Here is a 23,127-nt window from a genome sequence, read left to right as displayed (position 1 = left end):
CATTGACGGTTCGACTACCCTTTGCTACGCAACGCTAACGCATAGCTTGCTTCCCCAGAAGGATAAGGCCGGCTCAGGGCATCGCGCTCACCGTTAACCCTTGGCTAAACTCGCTATCCTAGAAGGAGAGAGCCATACGTCATTTAAAAAATGAGCCTTAAATCTTTTCAATTGAATCTTGTCAACCTCCGCCCTTGGCTCACACTGCTAGCAGTTGTCTGGTTGCTAGCATCACTAGGCTTGGGCTGGTTGGTTAACTCTTTACTGATTATCGTTGGATTGCTCCTATTAGCACCTGTTATTGCTTTTTTTGGGTTTCGCTGGTGGCTGCAAAGCAACTTGGTTGCCGACCAGTGTCCTGTCTGTAAACACGAATTTACAGGCTTAAATAACAGCCAGTTACAGTGTCCTAACTGTGGAGAGCAACTGTTAGTACAAAATAGTCATTTTCGTCGCTTCACACCAGACGGCACAATTGACATCACAGCAATCGAAGTACCATCTCAATCATTGGAAGATTAAGTCGTTTATCAGTTCAGTAAATTAAAATTTCCAAAATAAAATCGGGACTGAGAATAAATCCCAGTCCCATAAAAAAGCGGGCTAACCGCTATTTATATGGTTAACCCGTTCGGCTTTGGGAACGCGCAGAGAAATTGTTATTGCAATACCAATCTCACATTGGCGTTTTGCAGACCGCGCTGTTTTACTTCAGCCAATGTCTTGTTAACAGCATACTTTTGGTTGATTGAGTTGATCAACTCAGTTTGGTTGTGTTTCTTAGCAACACCCCACAAGTCAGCGATTAGGTCGAAAGAACCATCACTGTTGCGAGACCAACCGAGGTCATATTCGCCTTCCAAAACGGCAACGATATCAGAACGGACGCGCTGACCGTTATAACCACGAACATCAGCTTCAGTCTTTACGCTGATACCGAGGTCGGCCAAGGAAGCCTTGAGGATTTCGGCATCGGTGATCTTGGTGCGCAGAGTGCTAAAATGAGACATTTGGGTTTCCTCCAATGAGAAGATTGAGAAAAACGACAACGGTTTGTTTTCGGGGAAGCCGCGCTTAGGTGGAGGCGGCTGTTTTTGTCAAAACTGCTAGCAGAAACTGCTAGCCTTTGCCCCTGGGTTAGCAGGGGAAAGCTTCTAAAACTCCATTCGCTGATATTCAGCAACGGAGGATGCTGCAGGGCGGGCGCGCTGTCTGGCCCAGTCTCTTAAAGCTGTGACCTGTTCTTGCATCGTGCGAGACAGCGGCAAAGTTGACTTCAGTGCAGCAATAATATCTAGTTGTGTGAACTCCCGATCTTGGGCAAAGGCTTCATACATTGCCGCCACGATCGCTTGTTCAATTTCTGCTCCAGAAAAGCCATCTGACATCTTAGCTAGTTGCTCCAGGTCAAATCGAGCAATGTCTTCGCGGCGTTTCGTGAGGTGAATATTGTATATATCTTGCCGTTCTTCCGGAGTTGGCAGATCAACAAAGAAAATTTCATCAAACCGTCCTTTCCGCAAGAACTCTCCCGGTAAGCGTTCGACTCTGTTAGCTGTTGCCATTACGAACACTGGAGATTTCTTTTCTTGCATCCAGGTCAGGAAAGAACCGAAGATTCGACTAGAAGTACCGCCATCTGAATCACCAGAACCGGCACTACCAGCAAAGGATTTATCCAACTCATCAATAAATAGAATTGTTGGTGAAATGGATTCTGCCGTCTTTAGGGCATTACGCAGATTTGCCTCACTTCGGCCCACCATTGAGCCGTCGTAGACTCTCCCCATATCTAAGCGCAAGATTGGCAAGCCCCACAGGCGGGAGGTAGTTTTGGCAATCAGCGACTTACCACAACCGGGAACTCCTAGAATTAACATTCCCTTTGGTTGGGGCAAACCATACTCCCTCGCTCTTTCTGTAAAAGCATTGGAGCGTTGTTTGAGCCATTTTTTCAGCTCCTCCAATCCGCCGACAGCATCAATAGTTTCATCTTCTTCTATGTATTCTAGAATACCATTGCGCCGAATCAGCTGTTTCTTCTCAGATAAAACTATATCTACTTCATCTTCCGTTAGACGACCTGTAGTTACCTGCGCCTTGCGATAGACTTTCTCAGCTTCATCTTTCGTTAAACCTAAAGCTGCTCTGAGAAGCTTTTCTCGCGCCTCGGTTGTGAGTCGTCGCCCACGATTTTGATCCAAGTGGTGAGTCAAAACTTTGTTTAACTCAGCCATATCTGGCAACGTAAAATCGAGAACAACAACTTCTTTTTCCAGTTCAATAGGCACTTGTTGCACAGGTGACATCAAAATGATGTTTTTCTGCATACCTTTGAAGCTGGCGATCGCATCCCGTAACGATCTCGTTGTCGCAGGTGCATCAATAAATGGATGTAAATCTTTAAGAATAAATATACCGGGTTCTTTCTGCCGGATGATCCACTCAATTGCCGCCTCTGGAGAAACGGTATTGTGCTGAGTTACATTCCGGGGTTGGCCATACTCCACGATGCCGTGTGTTACTGTCCAAACAAATATTCGGCGTTGGGGCTTTAACAATTGGGCGATGGTGGAGATTGCTTGCTCTGCCCGCTCTTCCTCGGAGGTCACAAGGTAGATTAAAGGGTATTGAGCTTGAATTAGGATATTGAGCTCTTCTTTCATACATCGACCTACTTGAGACCTTAGTACACTACAGACATTGTTTGTTGGTAACAACAACCGAATCATGAATTGTTCAATTCATAATTTATACCTAACAAGGAACTAGCTCTTCCTCTCCCTTAGGATGGGCTTCGTCTTCATCCATCTCATCAAGAGAAAGATGATCTTGATTTATCATTCCTGGTTGATTACCTAAGCCGACCAATTTCCCGTCACGTAACACCAATGAACTTTCACAATTAGGACAGGAATAAACTCTATGCGTCCTTCCATGAACAGAAGCTTCCAGTTCCTCAACCAATTCTGAATTAGCTAAGTAGAAAAATAAAGCCCGTTCGGCAAGCTCTGACATGGGTTCGGAATCAACTGCTGATCGAATCTTCAGTCTTTTGTGTAGTTCCGGCGATAAATACAAAGTAACCTTTTGCTTAGTTTGCGGTTGCATATAACTTTTCGATGGCCTTACCCGGGTATGTATATTACGTTATCGACTCCATTCTGACTTGTCAAGACGGTAAAACGTTTTGACGGCAATATTGTTACATTCCTTTACAATAAGCTGGGTTTGATTAGTTCGTCAACCCAAAATTGCTCAGATAGGGATTGGGAGATGGGGAAGACATGGTGGACAAGGGAGAAATAACTAATGACACTTTGACTCTTGACTCTTGACAAATGACAAATGAGTTTAATGATGTTGCTATGGTTAAAACTTGTAGTTTAGGGCGAATAATTTATATCAGCGCCCTGTTAATTATGCTTTGGGGGTGTGCGGCGTCTGGTTTCAACACCTCTGGTGTCACGTGGAAGACTTACAATAATTCCCGCTATAGCTTTGAGTTTCCATATCCTAGCAACTGGGCTTCTTTACCAGCCCCAGATAATGATGATGGAATCACTTTTGTGTCACCGCAAAAAAACTCAGTGCAAATCCGATCCTGGGCGGGTAATCGACTACCGGAGTCATTAACCAAAAATCGGGATGTCAAAACTACGATTGATCCTAATTTTCGGACTGTTCAAGGAGTCTCTGGAGTGCTAGTTGTGGATGTAGATCCGCAAGTCAGTTTGATGACACTAACACTAACTCAGGGTCAAATTAAATACTACTGGCAGGGGCGAAGTCAGACTCAGGAATTTCCAGATTACTACAATTTGTTTTACTACATTGCCCAGCAGTACAGAATTCCTAAGTAGTTGAAGCTACGACAGTGTACACACAGGCCAAAGCTCACCGAAAAACACGACGGAGGGCTGGGAAATCCAGCCCCTACGGGCTTTGCGATTTAAAACTGTACCTCACTGATCTGAAAACTGCTATATCTATGGGGTTACTCAGTATTCAAGACTCCTGAACCTGTCCTTCAACTCAATACTCAGCACTCTTTATCAGTCTCTCCCTTTTGATAGTTGAGAGGCGAAAGAATGCTGCATAGATTTAGCTATCAGCGAGTAAAAACTTGTTAAAGATGAAAGTCCTGGTTATTGGTGGTGATGGGTATTGTGGTTGGGCAACTGCACTTTACCTTTCTAATAGAGGTTATGAAGTGGGGATTCTAGACAGTTTGGTGCGGCGGCATTGGGATAATGAACTGAGTATTGAAACTCTAACCCCGATCGCCCCAATTCAACAACGCCTTCAGCGTTGGTATGATGTGACTGGTAAGTCCATCGACCTCTTCATTGGGGATGTGACGAATTACGAGTTTCTCAAGCAATCCCTGCAACAGTTTCAGCCAAATGCCCTAGTACATTTTGGTGAACAGCGTTCAGCACCTTTTTCGATGATCGATCGCGAACACGCAGTTCTCACCCAAGTCAATAACATAGTCGGCACTTTAAACTTGCTATATGCGATGCGGAAAGATTTCCCAAATTGTCATTTGGTGAAGTTGGGAACAATGGGTGAATACGGCACACCTAACATCGACATTGAAGAAGGTTATATCAATATTGAACATAATGGCAGAAAAGATATATTGCCTTATCCCAAGCAGCCTGGTTCAATGTATCACTTAAGCAAAGTCCATGATAGCCACAATATTCACTTTGCTTGCCGAGTTTGGGGATTGCGGGCTACAGACTTAAATCAAGGTGTAGTTTATGGCGTTTTCACAACAGAAACAGGGCTAGACGAATTGTTGATTAACCGTCTTGATTATGACGGGGTGTTTGGCACTGCACTAAACCGCTTTTGCATTCAAGCCGCTATCGGACATCCCCTCACAGTTTACGGGAAAGGTGGACAAACACGGGGATTTTTGGATATTCGGGATACAGTGCGCTGTATTGAACTTGCGATCGCCCATCCTGCTGAACCGGGAGATTTTCGCGTCTTTAATCAATTTACCGAACAATTCAGCGTCGGTGATTTAGCAATGATGGTAAAGAAAGCTGGAAATGCAATGGGAATGAATGTGGAAATCAATCACCTGGATAATCCCAGGATTGAGAAAGAAGAACATTACTTCCACGCGAAAAACACCAAATTGCTTGATTTAGGTTTACAACCCCACTATCTTTCTGATTCTTTACTCGATTCTCTGTTAAATTTTGCCATCAAGTATCAGAAACGAATTAATCAAAAGCAAATTTTCCCCAAAGTCTCTTGGCATAGAAATTGAGGAGACAGGAGTTAGGAGGTAGGAGTTAGGAGTCAGGAGTTAGGAGGTAGGAGTTAGGAGTTAGGAGTTAGGAGGTAGGAGTTAGGAGTCAGGAGTTAGGAGTTATTTCTCCCTCATCTTCCTCATTCCCAATGCCCAATGCCCAATGCCCAATGCCCAATGCCCCATATTTATGAGAATTGCCCTATTCACTGAAACCTTTTTGCCGAAGATTGACGGCATTACAACTCGTCTGCGTTATACGATTGAGCATTTACAGCGCAATGGAAACCAAATTTTAGTAATTGCCCCAGATGGTGGTATCAGCGAATACAAAGGAGCTAAAGTTTATGGCGTGTCTGGTTTTCCTCTACCACTATATCCAGAGTTAAAAATTGCTTTACCTCGTCCAGCGATCGCTTCTGTGCTGAAAGAATTTCAACCCGATATTATTCATGTCGTCAATCCAGCAGTGTTGGGATTATCTGGTATATTTTATAGCAAGAGGTTAAATATCCCTCTGGTGGCATCTTACCATACCCATTTACCCCAGTATCTCCAACACTATGGCTTGCAGTCCCTAGAAGGGCTGCTGTGGGAATTGCTCAAAAATGCTCATAATCAAGCAGCTTTGAATCTTTGTACCTCCACAGCAATGATCAAGGAATTAACAGCACATGGCATTAAAAGGCTGTACTTGTGGCAAAAAGGCGTAGATACAGAATTATTTCACCCACAAATGGCTAGTGTGTCTATGCGATCGCATCTGTCACAGAATCATCCAGAAAGTCCCTTGCTACTTTATGTGGGGAGGCTTTCTGCGGAAAAAGAAATTGAGGGCATCAAAGCAATTTTAGAGGCTATTCCCGAAGCAAGATTAGCATTGGTGGGAGATGGGCCCCACCGACAAATACTCAAAAAACACTTTCATGGCACAAACACCAATTTTGTCGGCTATCTCACAGGAAATGAGTTAGCTTCTGCCTTTGCTAGCGCTGATGCTTTTATCTTTCCTTCCCGTACAGAGACATTAGGACTAGTGCTATTGGAAGCAATGGCTGCTGGTTGTCCAGTCGTGGCAGCTCGTTCGGGAGGAATTCCTGATATTGTTACAAATGGGGTTAATGGATATCTGTTCGAGGCAAAAGTTGATCTTCAAGAGGCGATCGCAGCTACTATTAATCTCTTACAAAACAAACAAAAAAGTAATATTATCCGTCAAAATGCGCGTCGAGAAGCAGAAAAATGGGGATGGGAAACTGCCGTATATCAGCTACAAAATTACTATCAAAAGGCAATTTTTGCTCAAAATAATATATGGAAAAAAATCTAACATCTCGCATTTAAAATTATCATGACACTTCCCAACCCTGGTAGCGTCCTGGCTACGTTAACTGAACTCACTCAAGTTAATCGTACCCACGCCCTACTACGTCGTGTGAAAGACCTTTCTGTTAACGAATTTGTCTGTTTACTGGATTTTATTACTGCTGAATTCCAACAATTTTTGAGAGCGATTGAGCTAATTAATAATGAAGCTCTAGAGACTATGTTGGAGAAAGTTCTAGAGGCGATCACACTTAAAATAGGTCAAATTCTCAAAGCAGAACACACAGCAATTTTTTTAGTAGATTATGATAAAAATCAACTGTGGTCAAAAGTTCCCCAAGATAACACACAAAGATTTTTAGAAATTCGCACTCCAATCACAGTAGGAATTCCGGGTCATGTCGCTAGTACAGGTCAATATCTCAATATAGCTGAAACTGCTACTCACCCTTTATTTAGCCCAGAATTAGAAAAACAAATGGGCTATAAAATTCGCAATATTTTATGTATGCCAGTTGTGAGTAGTAAAAACCAGACTGTAGCGGTAGTACAACTAGCAAATAAATCTGGAAATATTCCCTTTAATCATGATGACGAGGAACGGTTCCGGGACTTTGCGGCTTCTATTGGGATTATATTAGAAAGCTGTCAATCTTTTTATGTAGCAGCTCGTAATCAGCGGGGTGCAACTGCACTTTTGCGGGCGACTCAAACACTAGGGCAAAGTTTAGATTTAGAAGCAACTTTGCAGATAGTCATGGAACAAGCCCGGATTTTAATGCAAGCAGACCGCAGTACGCTATTTTTATATCGTAAAGAGATGGGGGAACTCTGGACGAAGGTAGCAGCGGCTGCGGATGGGACAAATATGATGGAAATTCGCATTCCTTCTAACCGTGGCATTGCTGGCTATGTAGCCTCGACAGGCGAAGCTGTGAATATCCCTGATGCTTATAAAGACCCTCGTTTTGATCCAAGTACAGATAGAAAAACTGGATATGTAACTCGGAATATTCTGTGTTTGCCGGTGTTTAATTCTGCTAATGAATTGATTGGAGTCACACAGTTAATTAATAAGAAGCAAGGGAGTTTTACTGCTTCTGATGAAGAATTTATGCGGGCTTTTAATATTCAAGCAGGAATTGCTCTAGAAAATGCTCGTTTATTTGAAAATGTCCTCCTAGAAAAACAGTATCAAAAAGATATTCTTCAGAGTTTATCAGATGCTGTGATTTCTACAGATATGGCAGGTCGAATTGTTACTATTAATGATGCAGCACTGCAATTACTGGGTTGTCCTTTGGGGGAAGCTAACACTAAAAGTAGTAAGCTTCTTTGGGAGCAAAATTTGATTGGCCGACTGGTTTGGGAGGTGATACCAATTGAAAACCTGCAAATGCGCCTGGAAGATAGTTTAAAGATTGGTGCTAGACATTATGTCCCAGAGCAAAGTTTAACGGTGGGTTTATATCAAGTGGTGAGTAATGAGTGGCGATCGCTCAACGAAACTCAAGACTCAGCACTCACCATTCACCATGCAATTTTAGTAGTGCGCGATCGCACTAATCCAGATTTTTTCATTCCCTGGAACCAACCATTAACCCCCAAGTCGGCATTTTTACCCGCTAGCAAAGTCCAAAAATTAGAACGCAGCCTGAATCTCACCGTTAATCCCCTCACTAACCCCGAAGGTGGAGTGCGGGGTGGCTTGGTGGTGTTGGAAGATATTAGTCAGGAAAAGCGGATGAAAACTACCATGTATCGCTACCTGACACCCCATGTCGCCGAGCAAGTCATGGCCTTAGGGGAAGATGCTTTAATGGTGGGTGAGCGCAAAGATGTGACTATCCTATTTTCGGATATTCGGGGTTACACAACCCTGACAGAAAATCTCGGTGCGGCTGAGGTGGTATCGCTGCTTAATCAGTATTTTGAGACAATGGTTGAGGCAGTTTTTAACTATGAAGGCACCCTAGATAAGTTTATTGGTGACGCCTTAATGGCGGTGTTTGGTGCCCCCCTACCATTGACAGAAAATCATGCTTGGCGGGCAGTACAATCAGCATTAGATATGCGGCAAAGACTGGCGGAATTTAACCAAAGGCGGATTATCCAAGCACAGCCACAAATCCGATTCGGGATTGGGATTAGTTCTGGGGAAGTGGTTTCGGGTAATATTGGTTCCCATAAACGGATGGACTATACCGTGATTGGGGATGGGGTGAATTTGAGTTCGCGCTTAGAAGGCGTGACTAAAGAGTATGGTTGTGATATAATTCTAAGCGAATTTACTTATCAGTTGTGCAGCGATCGCATTTGGGTACGCCAATTAGATAAAATTCGGGTTAAAGGTAAGCATCAGGCAGTAAATATCTACGAACTAATTAGCGATCGCCATACACCCTTAGACGCAGATACGCAAGAGTTTTTGTTTTATTATCAGACTGGGCGTAGTGCTTATTTATCACGTAAGTTTACACAAGCGATCGCTTGTTTTGAAGCTGCCAAGCAAATTAGACCCACAGACCAAGCTGTGGATATTCACCTAGAACGCGCTGCTAATTACCAAAAAACACCACCCCCAGATTCCTGGGATGGCATTTGGACAATGATTGCGAAGTAATCAATGCTCAACATCCCACATTTTACCTTTGGGCTATTGAGTAATTTTTCAATCTTCAGCTTTATCCTGGTCGTTGTTGAAGGGATCTTCGCCAATTCTCAGTTGCTTTTTCGTTTGTTTTAAATGTTTCCAGAGAGCCTTTATTTGCTCGTAAGCTTCATCAGGCGGTAGTTTTCCCCCTGTTTCTAAGTTACAGATGTAACTTACTTTTTGGGCAAATTCCTGTAGATTCGCATTAAAAACCAAGTTTTCTGGCTTGACTTGACCATAGTAGCGACCACGAGGATAGAGAAAATCATCTTTGTTCACCATTTTTTTCTCCAATTATTCAACTTCCCTCCTGTCTATAGACTTGAAGCTGAACCACCAGTAACTTTCATCCTTTTGTTACCGCAGGAGCAATGAAATAAATCTGTCTCCTACAATAATTTGGGCGAATTTGTTTAGTCCTGGCTTTCACAAAACAGCATAAAGCGCGAAATCCCAGAACAGCACGTATTACAAACAAATTTTCTGCCAAAGTGGCAAAAAGACGGTAGTTAAACTGTCTCTTAGTCGCCGATTCGCTTTATCTTATTCCACCATTTTATAAAATGCGGACTGTAGTTAGCTTTAAACTGGAACTCTAGCCACAACGTGTGTAAATATACTCTTTTACATCCAGCTAAAAATTTGCTGCAAGAGAAGGCAATTTTAATTACGCTGTAAAAAGATATCATTTTGAACGGATTCTATCATGTAGCCGAGGTAATTGTCCTTAGCCAGGTTTTAGTTGTGAGTTTTTGCCACTGACTCTAGTTTGTTGGCTAATGATTAATAACTAAAGATAAAATAGTCTAGCCTACAAAGACAAAAGCTGCTGATCAACTATAAATTCTACCCCTTGCCATGTCTGTTCATTCTAAGCTATACGAAGGCAAAGCGAAAATTCTCTACGCAACGGACGATCCTGAAGTCTTGTTGGCTGATTTTAAAGATGATGCCACTGCTTTTAATGCCCAGAAGCGCGGCAGTATTGTAGGAAAAGGAAGCATAAATTGTACCATTTCCAGCCAATTATTTCAACAGCTAGAAGCCAATGGTATCAAAACTCACTTTATTGATAGCCCAGCCCCCAATCAAATGCGGGTTGCAGCGTTAAAAATTTTGCCATTGGAAGTAGTTGTGAGAAATATTGCCGCCGGGAGTTTGTGTCAACAAACAGGGTTGCAATTAGGTACAGTTCTGAAACAACCTCTGGTAGAGTTTTATTACAAAAACGATCAACTGGGAGATCCACTGTTGACAAGCGATCGCCTCTACTTAATGGAACTAGCAACTCCGGAACAAGTTGAGACAATTACCCATCTAGCATTGCAAATCAACGAGTTTCTCTGTCACTTTTGGCAACGGTGTGGGATTACCCTAGTAGACTTCAAACTAGAATTTGGCTTGGACTCACAACAGCAAGTCCTCCTAGCCGATGAAATTAGCCCCGATACCTGTCGTTTGTGGGACACAGCAGAAGAAGACTCTAATCGCCGGGTACTGGACAAAGACAGATTCCGTCGTGATTTGGGAAACATAGAGAATGCCTACCAGGAGGTTTTACAAAGAGTGCTAAAAGCAGTAGAAAGTAATCCTTGATGCTAAAAGCCCCCAGATTTATCTGTGGAATTAATCGCAAATCCTGTTGGGTAAAATTCCCCAGCCTTTAAATTGGTATATGGGATCAATCTAAAATCCAAAATCCAAAATCTAAAATCCAAAATCTAAAATTGTTTGACGGTGTGTGTGTGGAAGTGAAGAGGAATATAAATAAAATGCGTTTATCACCCCTATTGGTGGCAGCAGTAGCAGTAGCAGCTCCGTTAAGTAGTTCGCTGAGTGCAAATGCTCAAACCACGAACAGTTCAAATCAGACAGCAGAAGTTTTCCCATCGGCAACAAATCAGCCACCAGAAAAGGAAATTAGTCAAAATAAGTTGATAGAGCAGCTAAAATCTGCCTCTAAATCAACAGAGGTTAAGTCACTGACAGGTTTACATTCCCCAGCGATCGCAGAATTTTCAACACAGTCAGCAGTGGCGACACCCAAAATCGTCATCCCCACCGCAACGACACCAAAAATTGCCCAAACTCCTGCGGGAACCCCAAAACCAACCCCCCAACCAACCCCTGCACCCGCAGTTCCGCCAGCAGGTACTCAAAAACCAACACCTACCCCCCAACCAACCCCCAGCGTTACGCCACCAGTAGGATCACCTGTATTCCCAGCGACGCCCGGAACAACTCCCGGAACAACTCCCGGAACAACTCCAGAAACAAGTGAACCACGCGTACTGGTATCAGAGGTATTAGTCAAATCAGAGACAGGACAACTCTCTCCAGAACTAGAAGACCAAGTTTACAAAGCAATTAAAACTCAACCTGGAAGAACAACCACCCGTTCCCAACTGCAAGAAGATATCAACGCTATCTTTGGTACAGGCTTCTTCTCCAATGTCCAAGCCTCACCAGAAGATACCCCTTTGGGAGTGCGGGTGAGTTTTGTTGTTCAGCCCAACCCCGTCTTAACCAAGGTACAAATCGAAGCCAATCCTGGTACAGGTGTCGCCTCGGTACTCCCTGCGAAAACGGCAGATGAAGTCTTTAGCTCCCAGTATGGTAGTATTCTCAACCTGCGTAACCTACAAGAAGGTGTCAAGCAGTTAACCAAGCGATACCAAGACCAAGGTTATGTACTGGCTAACGTGATTGGCTCACCGAAAGTATCAGAAAATGGAGTTGTCACCCTACAGGTAGCCGAAGGGGTAGTAGAAGACATTAAAGTCCGGTTCCGCAACAAAGAAGGACAAGAGACAGACGAAAAGGGACAACCAATTCGGGGACGGACAAAAGATTACATCATTACACGGGAAGTAGAGTTAAAAAAAGGACAAGTATTCAACCGCAATATCGTCCAAAAAGACCTACAGCGGGTGTTTGGACTGGGTTTGTTTGAAGACGTGAATGTCTCCCTTGATCCTGGTAGTGACCCCAGCAAGGTGAATGTAGTGGTGAATGTGGCTGAACGCAATAGTGGTTCCATTGCGGCTGGTGCAGGGATTAGTTCTGCCAGTGGATTATTTGGTACCGTCAGTTATCAGCAGCAAAACCTGGGTGGTAGAAACCAGAAATTAGGGGCAGAGTTACAAGTAGGGGAGCGGGAACTGCTATTTGATCTCCGCTTTACAGATCCTTGGATTGGTGGAGATCCAAATCGGACTTCCTACACAGCGAATTTATTCCGCCGCCGCTCCATTTCGTTGATTTTTGATGGCAAAGATAAAAATATTGAGACTTTTGGGGATGAAACATCCACAGGAGGCGATCGCCCCCGGATCGTCCGTTTAGGCGGTGGTATCACCTTTACCCGTCCCCTTTCAGGTAATCCCTATCAAAACTCTGAATGGACGGCTTCAGCTGGCTTGCAATATCAACGAGTTTCTGCCCGTGATGCTGATGGCAATGCTAGAACCCAAGGAACAGTCTACCAAGATGGTAAGCCCACAGAACTAGTTCCCTTGACCCAATCGGGTACAGGTGACGACGATTTGGTGCTATTGCAATTAGGGGCGCAGCGCGATCGCCGTAACAACCCCCTGCAACCCACCAGTGGCTCTTATCTCCGTTTCGGAGTCGATCAATCCGTACCTGTAGGCTCAGGTAGCATTTTCCTTACAAGATTACGGGGTAGCTACAGTCAATATATCCCCATCAAGCTAATTAGCCTCAGCAAAGGGGCACAAACCCTGGCTTTTAATTTGCAAGGCGGAACAGTCTTAGGTGACTTACCCCCCTACGAAGCATTTACCCTAGGTGGTAGTAACTCCGTCCGTGGTTACGAAGAAGGAACATTAAGCAGTGGACGTAGTTACGTACAAGCATCTGTTGAGTATCGCTTCCCAGTTTTCTCAGTAGTCAGCGGCGCACTATTTTTTGACTATGGCAGTGATCTCGGAACCAGTACTAGAGCGGCTGAAGTACTCAACAAAAACGGCAGTGGCTACGGCTATGGTCTTGGCGTGCGCGTACAATCACCACTAGGGCCAATTCGCATTGACTACGGTATCAACGACGATGGTGACAGCCGTATCAACTTTGGCATTGGTGAAAGGTTTTAAGTTGGGCATTGGGCATTGGGCATTGGGCATTAAGTATTTCTCCCCATTCCCCATTCCCCATTCCCCATAACTTGCTAATTTTTACTTTTACCTTAATACTGTTCAAATAAAGAAATTAGTGCCTTTGATCATGGCAGTCCTAGGATTTTGCCCGATCTAAACATAGACAATACCAACCGAAGCATCTTGACTTTTTGCCTATGCAACAACACACTTTAGCCGCGGAAATTACCCAAACCGGAGTAGGACTGCATAGTGGTGTTAGTACCAACGTGCGGATTTTGCCAGCCGAGGCGGGAAGTGGGCGCTATTTTGTGCGGGTAGATTTACCAGATTTACCAATCATTCCCGCCCAAGTTGCAGCGGTGAGTCAAACGGTGCTATCCACTCAGTTGGGAAAAGATCTGGCGTGTATTCGCACAGTAGAGCATTTATTGGCAGCCCTTGCAGGAATGGGTGTAGATAACGCCCGAATTGAAATTGATGGGCCAGAAGTGCCACTTTTGGATGGTTCAGCAAGACTGTGGACAGAAAGTATCACTCAAGTGGGTTTAGTCTCACAAGCACTTTCAGGCGCTGAATCACCATTGGTGATCAAAGAACCAATTTGGGTTTATCAGGGTGATGCTTTTGTCGGTGCTATCCCCGCCGCAGAAACTCGCTTTAGCTACGGGATTGACTTTGAATTGGCTGCTATTAGTAATCAATGGCACAGTTGGTCACAAGCTGGTAATTTAGAAAATGCCTCTGCTAGCTTTGCTACAGAAATTGCCCCCGCCCGTACCTTTGGTTTGCTGCATCAAATAGAACATTTACAACGTTCTGGTTTAATCAAAGGTGGCAGCTTAGATAATGCACTCATTTGTGGGAATGATGGTTGGATAAATCCGCCATTGAGATTTCCAAATGAGCCAGTACGTCATAAAATCTTGGATTTAGTAGGAGATTTGAGTTTAGTGGGAAATTTTCCCATAGCTCATTTTTTGGCGTACAAAGCCAGCCATAATTTACACATTCAGCTAGCGCAGAAAATTTTAGATTTGAGATTTTAGATAGCATCCAAAATCCGCAATTCTAGTAAGTTTCAACGCCCAACTACTCAATTTTAAGAGTCAAAACCAACAAAAGTGCCAATGTCAATCCTCACCGAAGCCAATAGCACCGATGCAATTGCACCTGCATCTACAGAAAACCAGGCTGTTCTAGAAAATACAACCGCGCCAGAAGTGAAAACTACTTTCACATCTGAAGAAATTCAGAAACTACTCCCCCACCGCTACCCTTTTTTACTGGTAGACCGGATTATTGACTACGTACCAGGGAAAAAAGCGGTAGGGGTAAAAAACGTCACCGTTAACGAACCCCAATTCCAAGGACACTTCCCAGGACGTCCATTGATGCCAGGAGTTCTCATTGTTGAAGCAATGGCACAGGTTGGGGGTATTGTGCTGACCCAATTACCAGCGCTTGAAGGGGGACTGTTCGTTTTTGCTGGTATCGATAAAGTCCGGTTCCGCCGTCAAGTAGTACCAGGGGATCAACTGATCCTCACCGTGGAACTGTTGTGGGTCAAGCAACGTCGTTTCGGTAAGATGCAAGCTAGTGCCAAAGTTGACGGTCAGGTCGCTGCTGAAGGTGAACTAATGTTCTCTTTGATAAGTTAACTGCTAATGTAAAAATTTGCTTTTGTGGTTTGGGCACAGCCGTGAAGTGCCCTTCACTGAATCCCGTTAAGGATAGCAGTAAAATAAACAAGCCATAATAGCACTTTATATTTTTTTAAGTCTCGACACCTTCTGTATCGAGACGCTACGCTAACACACTGAACTTGCTTTGCCCCACACACACTTTTGGTCACTTAACGCACAGCACTCAAGTCAGTTCTGGAGATTCACCCTTGAAGACGCTTATTCATCCAACTGCTGTAGTCCATCCTAACTCGGAACTCCATCCTACAGTGCAAGTCGGTGCCTATGCTGTGATTGGAGAGCATGTCAAAGTCGGTCCTGAAACTATAATTGGCGCTCATGTGGTGCTAGAAGGACCGTGTGAAATTGGGGCGCGAAATCAGTTTTTTCCAGGTGCAGCTATCGGCATGGAACCCCAGGATCTCAAGTTTGTGGGTGAACCCACTTGGGTCAAAATTGGGGACAATAATCTGATTCGGGAATACGTCACGATTAACCGTGCCACTGGTGCGGGAGAAGCCACAGTAATTGGCAATGGCAACCTACTGATGGCTTATGTCCATGTGGCTCATAATTGCATAATTGAAGACCATGTGGTAATTCCTAACTCGGTGGCGCTGGCAGGTCATGTCCACATCGAATCACGCGCCAGACTGGGCGGGGTTTTGGGAGTTCATCAGTTTGTGCATATTGGTAGACATGCAATGGTAGGCGGGATGGCTCGCATTGACCGGGATGTCCCACCATACATGCTGGTGGAAGGAAATCCGGCGCGGGTGCGGACTCTCAATCTTGTAGGTCTAAAACGTTCTGGGATGAGTGCAGGTAACTTGCAAATCCTGAAAAAAGCCTTCCGGATTCTCTATCGCTCTAACTTACCCTTTACAGATGCTTTGGAACAGTTAGAAATGCTGGGAGATACTGAAGAACTACAAAACTTGCGGCGTTTTCTGTTACTTTCTAAGATGCCGGGTAGACGTGGTTTAATTCCCGGTAAGAGTAAACCAGGCGTTAGTGATGAGTCTTAATTTCAGTAGGTGGGGGTGGTCAGGAGTCAGGAGTCAGGAGTTATTTCTTCCGTGTTTCCCAATTCCCCATTCTCAATTCCCCATTCCCAATTCCCCATTCTCAATTCCCCATTCCCTCTTAAGTAAATGCGGATATTTATCAGCACTGGCGAAGTTTCTGGCGATTTACAAGGGTCGCTATTAATAGCATCGCTGAAGCGTCACGCTGTTGTCGCAGGGTGGGAATTAGAGATTACAGCCCTTGGTGGTGAAAAAATGGCAGCAGCAGGGGCAACCTTAGTGGGCAATACTACTGCTATTAGCTCTATGGGTATTCTAGAATCCCTACCCTATATTTTGCCAACTATTCAGGTGCAACGACAAGCGATCGCCCACCTGAAACAAAATCCACCTGATTTAGTGATTCTCATTGACTATATGGGGCCAAATCTCGGCATTGGCACTCACATGCAAGAGCATCTGCCAGAGGTTCCTGTAGTCTATTACATCGCTCCCCAAGAGTGGGTGTGGTCAGTCAGCTTGCGTAACACTGACCGAATTGTGAAATTTACAGACCATCTGTTAGCCATTTTTCCTGAAGAAGCCCGTTATTATCGCCAGCAAGGGGCTAAAGTTACTTGGGTGGGGCATCCGCTCGTTGACCGGATGCAAAATGCCCCCAGTCGCCACACAGCCCGCGCTAATTTGGGTATTCCAGAAGAACAGATAGCGATCGCTCTTTTGCCCGCTTCTCGTCGCCAAGAATTAAAATATCTTTTACCTATAATTTTTCAAGCTGCACAAACTATTCAGCAGAAATTACCAGCAGCCCATTTTTGGATACCTCTGTCTTTAGAAGAATACAGGCAGATGATTGTAGCAGCAATTGAGCGCTATGGTTTACAGGCTACAGTTGTCTCTGGTCAACAAAAGGAAGTTTTCGCGGCTGCTGATTTCGCCATCACCAAATCTGGTACTGTCAACCTGGAACTAGCACTGTTAAATGTGCCACAAGTGGTTGTTTATCGCCTGAGTCCAGTTACAGCTTGGATTGCCCGTAAAATTCTTAAAGGTTCCATACCCTTTGCATCGCCTACCAATTTGGTGGTGATGAAGCCAATTGTGCCAGAATTTTTACAAGAGCAAGCAACACCGGAGAATATCACCCAGGCGGCGATGGAATTGTTACTCAATCCTGAGCGGAGACAGCAAACCTTGGCAGATTATCAAGAAATGCGGCAGTGTTTGGGAGAATTAGGAGTATGCGATCGCGCTGCTCAAGAAATTTTGCAAATGCTAGGGGGGAATGGGGACTAGGGACTGGGGACTGGGAATTTCATGAAAAGTACTGAGTTGAAAGTGCTGAGTGCCGAGTAAATAATTGTCCTAATACCCGATCACCAATCCCTAATCCCCAATCCCTTGAGAGGTGTCATGGCTTATGAGATGAGAAAACAACGGCCAATTGCAGTAGACTTGTTCGCCGGGGCAGGTGGTATGACCCTTGGCTTTGAACAAGCTGGCTTTGATGTTCTCGCCTCTGTGGAAATTGACCCCATCCATTGTGCTGTTCATGAGTTTAACTTTCCCTTCTGGTCAGTGTTATGTAAAAGCGTGGTGGAGACAACAGGGGAAGAAATTAGACAAAGGTCAGAAATAGGCGATCGGGAAATTGATGTGGTAATTTGTGGTTCACCATGTCAAGGATTTTCCCTCATGGGTAAACGGGTTTTTGATGACCCTCGTAATTCTTTAGTTTTCCATTTTCATCGCTTGGTTTTGGAACTGCAACCCAAATATTTTGTAATGGAAAATGTCCGGGGAATCACACTAGGCGAGCATAAAAAAATCCTGCAAACATTAATTAATGAGTTTCAAGCTAAAGGCTATACAGTAGAAGAAAACTACCAAGTTTTAAATGCGGCTCACTACGGCGTACCCCAAGCACGAGAAAGATTATTTCTCCTAGGAGCTAGGGAAGACGTAGAGTTACCAAAATACCCACAACCAATTACTAAACCAGCAAAGCCTCATAAATCTAAAATAAAATTATCTAATTTACCAACTAGTCCTACGGTATGGGATGCAATTAAAGATATCCCAGAAGTAGAACAATATGCAGATTTAATCAAGAAAGATTGGGTAGTTGCGGAGTATGGAAAACCTAGCAATTATGCTCTGAGACTACGCGGTCTTTCTAAATTAAAAAATGATTATTCATACCAACGTGAATTTGATTCTCGAATTCTCACTTCTAGTCTGCGAACCAAACATTCAATTGCAACTATTGAGCGTTTTGCTGCTACCATTCAAGGAGAACGAGAACCAATCAGCCGTTTCCATAAATTACATCCTGATGGTGTTTGCAATACACTCAGAGCCGGAACAGATAAATATAAAGGTTCTTTTACTTCTCCTCGACCAATTCATCCATTTACACCCCGATGTATCACCGTCAGAGAAGCAGCGCGACTACATTCTTACCCCGATTGGTTTAGATTTCATGTCACCAAATGGCATGGATTTCGGCAAGTGGGAAATTCTGTACCACCACTGTTAGCAAAAGCTGTGGCGATGGAGATTATTCGCAGTTTGAATGTGGTGCCTTGTAAGCCAAATTGTCAGCAAAAACTGGGTGAGGAGAGGCTGCTTCAACTTCATCTAGTGCAAGCTGCACAATATTATCAATAGATTTAGGGTGAAGATATCTGAGAAAGTAAAACTACTGTTAAACTAGGAAAGGCTTGAAAGTAGAACATTAAGTCAGCAGTGCTGTTACTGCATGGATAGCATCAGGTATTTTGATATTAACATTGGCTGCGCGGTCGTGGCTACGTTGACGGGCTATTACCATTGCCGCCTTGTCTTAATAAATACTCCCAAATACGATCAATATTCTGTTGGCTAGTCCTCAGCGCTTGCTGATGTAGACGGGCAATATCAGCGAGATTAGCTACTGTTCTTTCTAGTCGTGCAAGCGATTGACTATTAGCGCGAGTTTCACGTCTAACTCCATCCTGAATGGTACGGATAAGGTCTATTTCATCCCCCAATTGCTCTAGGCGATTATCGATATCATCAAGCCTTGCGGTTATATCTTCTGGTTGGGAATTAGTCACTATTCTTAACCCGTGTTTAGTTGCTTTTCAGCGATCGCCTTTCTTAGTTCTAGTTTAGCTTTGAGGGGCGATCGCCCTCACATATTTTCCATAAACTCTTCTGGCGTGACTTTTGCTTGCTTCAAAACACCGCTGAGTGTGCCAATTTTTAACTCGCGATAAAAACTACTGTTTCTTTTCTGTGCTTGCCAAACTATATAAATCCTAAATGATTTGTGAAAAATCTTAATTTTAGGGTGGGAATTGCCTACTAAAACCCGGATGTGGTGGGCATTGCCCACCCTACAGATAATAGTAATTTTGGTGCTGAGACTTGAGCAAAAGGTTGCGAAATTTTAAAAATTAATGAGAACGATAGATACACTGTTACTAATCAAGATTTCGGAAAACTAACCTTTTAATTCACAGCTTAAAAATGAAAATCCCGCAACATCATGCTTGGCCCAATACCGTAGAGGAAGCTATAGCTATCCAAGAACAGTTACGCACTGAAGTAATTACAGAAGATCAACTGCAAGCACCCATCCAATACGTTGCGGGAGTGGATATGGGTTTTGAAGCGGATGGTACTATTAGCCGTGCAGCAGTAGCAGTGTTGAGTTTTCCTGATTTACAGGTGCTGGAAACGACTGTAGCATACCGTCCTACCAGCTTTCCCTACATTCCTGGGTTCCTTTCTTTTCGAGAAATTCCAGCTGTACTTGATGCTCTAGAGAAGGTGCAAATCATACCAGACATCATTCTGTGTGATGGTCAGGGAATTGCCCATCCCCGCAGATTGGGTATAGCCAGCCATTTGGGTGTAATACTTGATATAACTACGATTGGTGTGGCAAAATCCTTGTTGATTGGCAAGCATCAAGAGTTAGCAGAAACAAAAGGTAGTTGGCAACCACTGATACATCAAGGGGAAACGATTGGAGCAGTTTTACGGACACGTGCGGGAGTAAAACCTGTATATGTCTCCAGTGGACATCGGATTAGTTTATCTACCGCCATTGACTATGTGTTACGCTGCACGCCGAAATATCGGTTGCCGGAAACTACACGCATCGCAGATAAGATAGCATCTGCAAGATAAAGCTAAATATCTCTGTATAGTTTTCTTTGAAGTTTTTTCTAAATACTTGCTTGCTCCTGCCCAATCATGTTAGGAATCGCACAGATAGGAGTTGAAGTAGCTAAACAAGAGTTACTAAGTTAGAACAATGAACGCACTAACTTTGCAGTGGCATGATGCAGGTCAAGATAAAACTCAGAAGATTTACGAACAACCAGTTCGGATCGGACGAGATCCATCCCAGTGCGACATTGTTGTGAGCAATGGTACGGTATCTGGTCTACACGTAGCAATATTTTTTCACTCCCAGCAACAAAAATTTTATATTAGAAACCTGCGCGAACCAAATCCACCCCTAGTAGATGGACAACAGCTATTTCATGGGGAAATGCCTTTAAAAGAAGGCAGTGTGATTTATTTAGGACAAATGGAATTCAAGGTGACAAATATTGTAATTGACAGCTTCCCTGCCACAATTTTAGCCCCACCACAACCGCCTGCACATCAGCACCAACGACCAAAAACCCCTTTATATCAGTCGCCACAAGTGCAGCAACATCATCCCATATATCCACCTACGCCCCCTCCATTACCAGTAGGGGCTTATGGCTTAGAGTGTTCCAAATGTCATAAAGTTTCTCCCCTGGAAAAACTGAACGAGGGCTGTCATTGGTGTGGAACATCTTTGGCGGCGGCGGTGAGTGTGTTGGTGACACCAGGTAATTAGATGGGATTGGGTACTGGGTACTGGGTACTGGGTACTGGGGATTGAGGGACATGAGGGACATGAGGGAGACAAATAACTCTTAACTCTTAACTCTTGACTCTTGACTCTTGACCTTTGACTCTTGACTTTTGACTCTTGACTCTTGACTCTTGACAAATGACAAATGACTAACCTACAAATTCAATTGAGTTGGGATGAACCAGCTACGGGAGAACGGCGGGAACCGAGGTTAAATGTACCCATTGCCTTTGGTCGAGAATTCGCTCGGTTACCTGAAGAAATCAGGGGTGAGCGGGTGTCGCGGATGTTGCTGAATAGTAACGAGGTTTCGCGCTACCATGCCCTGATTGACTGGGAACAAAACCAACTGGTGGTAATTGATCAAGGTGCTGTAAACGGTGTATTTGTCAATGGTCAGCGCCAGATGCATAGTGTTTTAGCTAGCGGCGATACGGTGCAAATTGGCCCATATGTGATGATGGTGACGTTTGTTACTAATGCACCTACACGAGCAGTCACTAGTCCCCCTTCCAGGATTCAGTTTAATCCTAATACCAATCTCCCTGACCCCAGTTTGCGCCCTGCTCGACCTGTGACCCCTCTGGGTAGTAACTTCCCTCCCCCGGCATTTCAGGCGGAAAATGTGGTTGTGCAAGCGCTTTATGCCACAGGTTTACCTGTAGATGAGTATGATTATCTGGCGATTGGGGCAGGACTAGGTAGCTTTGTTTGGGCTGATTTGCTGCGAATTAGTGGTGTACGGGCTGATAAAATTTTGGCGTTGGGATTGGAAGAGCAGCCCTATGCCCGTTACAAGCGCCTCTGTTTAAGTTCGCAAATTCCCTTATATGAAAGACTGCGGTCTAATTCCGACTCTTGTCCTGATAATATTTGGGGTTGGCCTAGCTATGCCTTAAGAGAAGCTTGGCATGATTTTAGTAAAGGTCAGTTAAACACAGCTTTTAAGTATTTATGGCAGGTATTTGGAGAGCCAACATATGCAGAAACTTATACCCCCAGAGCCGGTAATGTTTTTGATTCCATAGACAGAGAAGCAAAGCGGATTGGCTGGAATCAAATTTATCGTTATGGGCGAGTTAGGGCAATTCGCAAGACTGGAGATGGTAGGTATTGTGTAGCTTATTCTCGTGGACCGGGAAATTATGCTTTTGTTGTCGCACGTTATTTGCACTTAGCAACAGGCTACCCAGCCATTCAATTTTTGCCAGATTTGCAAGCTTATAGAGAAAAATATCAAGATTTTAAGTCTGTAGTCAATGCTTATGAAGCCCATGATCATGTTTATGAGCAGCTAGAGCGACAGGGTGGTACTGTGTTAATTCGAGGGCGGGGAATTGTGGCTTCGCGGGTGGTGCAGCGAATTTATGAAGCGAGAAAGAAAAATCGCAATATTACAGTCTTACATTTGATGCGATCGCCTAAACCCCACGGCAACAAATTTCAAAAGGCGAAACGCACAGTCAAAAATCATTACGAATTTCAACCTTTTAATTGGCCTAAAGCTTGTTGGGGCGGCGAACTGCGGGTAATGTTAGAGAAGGCTAGTCCTGATGAACGCAAAAGCTTACTAGCCGACTGGGGTGGTACTACCACTGCTGACCGCTATGATTGGCAGCTGATTACTGAGCAAGGTATCAGTGAAGGCTGGTATCAAATCACCTTTGGTGAGGTGCTGGGCGTAGAGCAGGATAGCCAAAACCGCACTATTACCCAAATCCAAGAAAAAGGCTTTGGGAAAATGACACTCTCTGCTGACTTTATTATTGATGCCACAGGCTTGGATGCCAAGGTGGAAGCTAGTCCGTTATTAGATGATTTGGTGAAACATTACAGATTGCCCTTAAATCATCTGGGAAGATTGGTTGTAGCCAACAATTTTGAGTTAGTAGAAATGCGTAGTGGTAAAGGTCAAGTTTATGCAGCTGGGGCAATTACCCTTGGTGGCCCTTATGCAGCGGTTGATAGCTTCCTGGGCTTACAATATGCTGCCTTGGTTGCTGTTGATGGACTCGCTGCTGCCCATGCGCCTGGGTTACATCGTTTAAATGTCCTGAGTTCTTTCGGTCAATGGTGGAAGTGGGTGTTAAATCAGTCACCTTCCTAGGCGAATATAGAGGTTCTCCGTCGAGTGCAATACAC

20 protein-coding genes are annotated in these 23,127 nt (G+C 44.1%); 15 read left to right on the top strand and 5 right to left on the bottom strand.

Annotated features, from left to right (window positions below):
* Positions 1-150: 150 nt before the first annotated feature.
* Positions 151-522 carry a hypothetical protein gene (locus CAL7507_RS17390; RefSeq protein ID WP_015129796.1) on the top strand — a complete coding sequence of 124 codons (372 nt, stop codon included), beginning with the start codon at positions 151-153 and terminating at the stop codon, positions 520-522.
* Between the two features lie 137 nt (positions 523-659).
* On the opposite strand, the gene CAL7507_RS17385 is transcribed toward CAL7507_RS17390, so the two are convergent.
* The 3 genes from CAL7507_RS17385 to CAL7507_RS17375 form a co-directional block, all read right to left on the bottom strand.
* A complete protein-coding gene (locus tag CAL7507_RS17385) occupies positions 660-1,010 on the bottom strand; it encodes a DUF1257 domain-containing protein (RefSeq protein WP_015129795.1) in 351 nt (116 codons plus the stop codon).
* Between the two features lie 144 nt (positions 1,011-1,154).
* On the bottom strand, positions 1,155-2,666 hold the full coding sequence (locus CAL7507_RS17380) for an AAA family ATPase (RefSeq protein WP_042341391.1): 1,512 nt from the start codon (positions 2,664-2,666) through the stop codon (positions 1,155-1,157).
* Between the two features lie 91 nt (positions 2,667-2,757).
* Positions 2,758-3,111: a hypothetical protein gene (locus CAL7507_RS17375; protein WP_015129793.1), complete on the bottom strand. Its 354-nt coding sequence runs from the start codon at positions 3,109-3,111 to the stop codon at positions 2,758-2,760.
* A gap of 230 nt (positions 3,112-3,341) precedes the next feature.
* On the opposite strand from CAL7507_RS17375, the gene CAL7507_RS17370 reads away from it, so the two are divergent.
* From CAL7507_RS17370 to CAL7507_RS17355, 4 genes are all read left to right on the top strand, one after another.
* On the top strand, positions 3,342-3,863 hold the full coding sequence (locus tag CAL7507_RS17370) for a hypothetical protein (protein ID WP_015129792.1): 522 nt from the start codon (positions 3,342-3,344) through the stop codon (positions 3,861-3,863).
* Positions 3,864-4,135: 272 nt separating this feature from the next.
* Positions 4,136-5,290 (top strand): NAD-dependent epimerase/dehydratase family protein, encoded by a 1,155-nt coding sequence (locus tag CAL7507_RS17365; RefSeq protein ID WP_015129791.1) that lies wholly within the window; start codon positions 4,136-4,138, stop codon positions 5,288-5,290.
* 172 nt (positions 5,291-5,462) lie between these two features.
* Positions 5,463-6,602, top strand: a complete 1,140-nt coding sequence (locus CAL7507_RS17360; protein WP_042341390.1) for a glycosyltransferase family 1 protein — start codon at positions 5,463-5,465, stop codon at positions 6,600-6,602.
* Positions 6,603-6,623: 21 nt separating this feature from the next.
* Positions 6,624-9,221, top strand: coding sequence for a GAF domain-containing protein (locus tag CAL7507_RS17355; protein ID WP_015129789.1), 2,598 nt, complete (start codon positions 6,624-6,626; stop codon positions 9,219-9,221).
* Between the two features lie 48 nt (positions 9,222-9,269).
* Here the strand turns inward: CAL7507_RS17355 and CAL7507_RS17350 are convergent, their stop codons facing one another.
* Positions 9,270-9,533 carry a hypothetical protein gene (locus CAL7507_RS17350; protein ID WP_015129788.1) on the bottom strand — a complete coding sequence of 88 codons (264 nt, stop codon included), beginning with the start codon at positions 9,531-9,533 and terminating at the stop codon, positions 9,270-9,272.
* 576 nt (positions 9,534-10,109) lie between these two features.
* Here CAL7507_RS17350 and purC point away from each other — a divergent pair.
* The 7 genes from purC (at position 10,110) to CAL7507_RS17315 (ending at position 18,752) form a co-directional block, all read left to right on the top strand.
* Positions 10,110-10,847 carry a phosphoribosylaminoimidazolesuccinocarboxamide synthase gene (gene purC / locus CAL7507_RS17345; protein ID WP_015129787.1) on the top strand — a complete coding sequence of 246 codons (738 nt, stop codon included), beginning with the start codon at positions 10,110-10,112 and terminating at the stop codon, positions 10,845-10,847.
* Between the two features lie 176 nt (positions 10,848-11,023).
* On the top strand, positions 11,024-13,366 hold the full coding sequence (locus tag CAL7507_RS17340; protein WP_015129786.1) for a BamA/TamA family outer membrane protein: 2,343 nt from the start codon (positions 11,024-11,026) through the stop codon (positions 13,364-13,366).
* A gap of 200 nt (positions 13,367-13,566) precedes the next feature.
* Positions 13,567-14,418, top strand: coding sequence for a UDP-3-O-acyl-N-acetylglucosamine deacetylase (gene lpxC / locus CAL7507_RS17335; protein WP_015129785.1), 852 nt, complete (start codon positions 13,567-13,569; stop codon positions 14,416-14,418).
* Between the two features lie 81 nt (positions 14,419-14,499).
* Positions 14,500-15,030 carry a 3-hydroxyacyl-ACP dehydratase FabZ gene (fabZ, locus tag CAL7507_RS17330; RefSeq protein ID WP_015129784.1) on the top strand — a complete coding sequence of 177 codons (531 nt, stop codon included), beginning with the start codon at positions 14,500-14,502 and terminating at the stop codon, positions 15,028-15,030.
* Between the two features lie 233 nt (positions 15,031-15,263).
* On the top strand, positions 15,264-16,082 hold the full coding sequence (gene lpxA / locus CAL7507_RS17325) for an acyl-ACP--UDP-N-acetylglucosamine O-acyltransferase (protein WP_015129783.1): 819 nt from the start codon (positions 15,264-15,266) through the stop codon (positions 16,080-16,082).
* Between the two features lie 126 nt (positions 16,083-16,208).
* The gene (gene lpxB, locus CAL7507_RS17320; RefSeq protein ID WP_015129782.1) at positions 16,209-17,378 is read left to right on the top strand and encodes a lipid-A-disaccharide synthase; all 1,170 of its coding nucleotides are present in this window, start codon (positions 16,209-16,211) and stop codon (positions 17,376-17,378) included.
* A gap of 129 nt (positions 17,379-17,507) precedes the next feature.
* On the top strand, positions 17,508-18,752 hold the full coding sequence (locus CAL7507_RS17315; RefSeq protein WP_042342240.1) for a DNA cytosine methyltransferase: 1,245 nt from the start codon (positions 17,508-17,510) through the stop codon (positions 18,750-18,752).
* Positions 18,753-18,892: 140 nt separating this feature from the next.
* Here the strand turns inward: CAL7507_RS17315 and CAL7507_RS17310 are convergent, their stop codons facing one another.
* On the bottom strand, positions 18,893-19,180 hold the full coding sequence (locus CAL7507_RS17310) for a hypothetical protein (protein ID WP_015129779.1): 288 nt from the start codon (positions 19,178-19,180) through the stop codon (positions 18,893-18,895).
* Between the two features lie 415 nt (positions 19,181-19,595).
* On the opposite strand from CAL7507_RS17310, the gene nfi reads away from it, so the two are divergent.
* The 3 genes from nfi (at position 19,596) to CAL7507_RS17290 (ending at position 23,092) form a co-directional block, all read left to right on the top strand.
* Positions 19,596-20,261 (top strand): deoxyribonuclease V, encoded by a 666-nt coding sequence (gene nfi, locus CAL7507_RS17300; protein WP_015129778.1) that lies wholly within the window; start codon positions 19,596-19,598, stop codon positions 20,259-20,261.
* 127 nt (positions 20,262-20,388) lie between these two features.
* Positions 20,389-20,967, top strand: coding sequence for an FHA domain-containing protein (locus CAL7507_RS17295; protein ID WP_015129777.1), 579 nt, complete (start codon positions 20,389-20,391; stop codon positions 20,965-20,967).
* Positions 20,968-21,130: 163 nt separating this feature from the next.
* Positions 21,131-23,092, top strand: a complete 1,962-nt coding sequence (locus CAL7507_RS17290) for an FHA domain-containing protein (RefSeq protein WP_015129776.1) — start codon at positions 21,131-21,133, stop codon at positions 23,090-23,092.
* Positions 23,093-23,127: the final 35 nt, after the last annotated feature.

The sequence above is a fragment of the Calothrix sp. PCC 7507 genome (assembly GCF_000316575.1).
Taxonomy (GTDB): Bacteria; Cyanobacteriota; Cyanobacteriia; order Cyanobacteriales; family Nostocaceae; genus Fortiea.
This window is presented reverse-complemented; position numbering and strand designations above follow the sequence as displayed.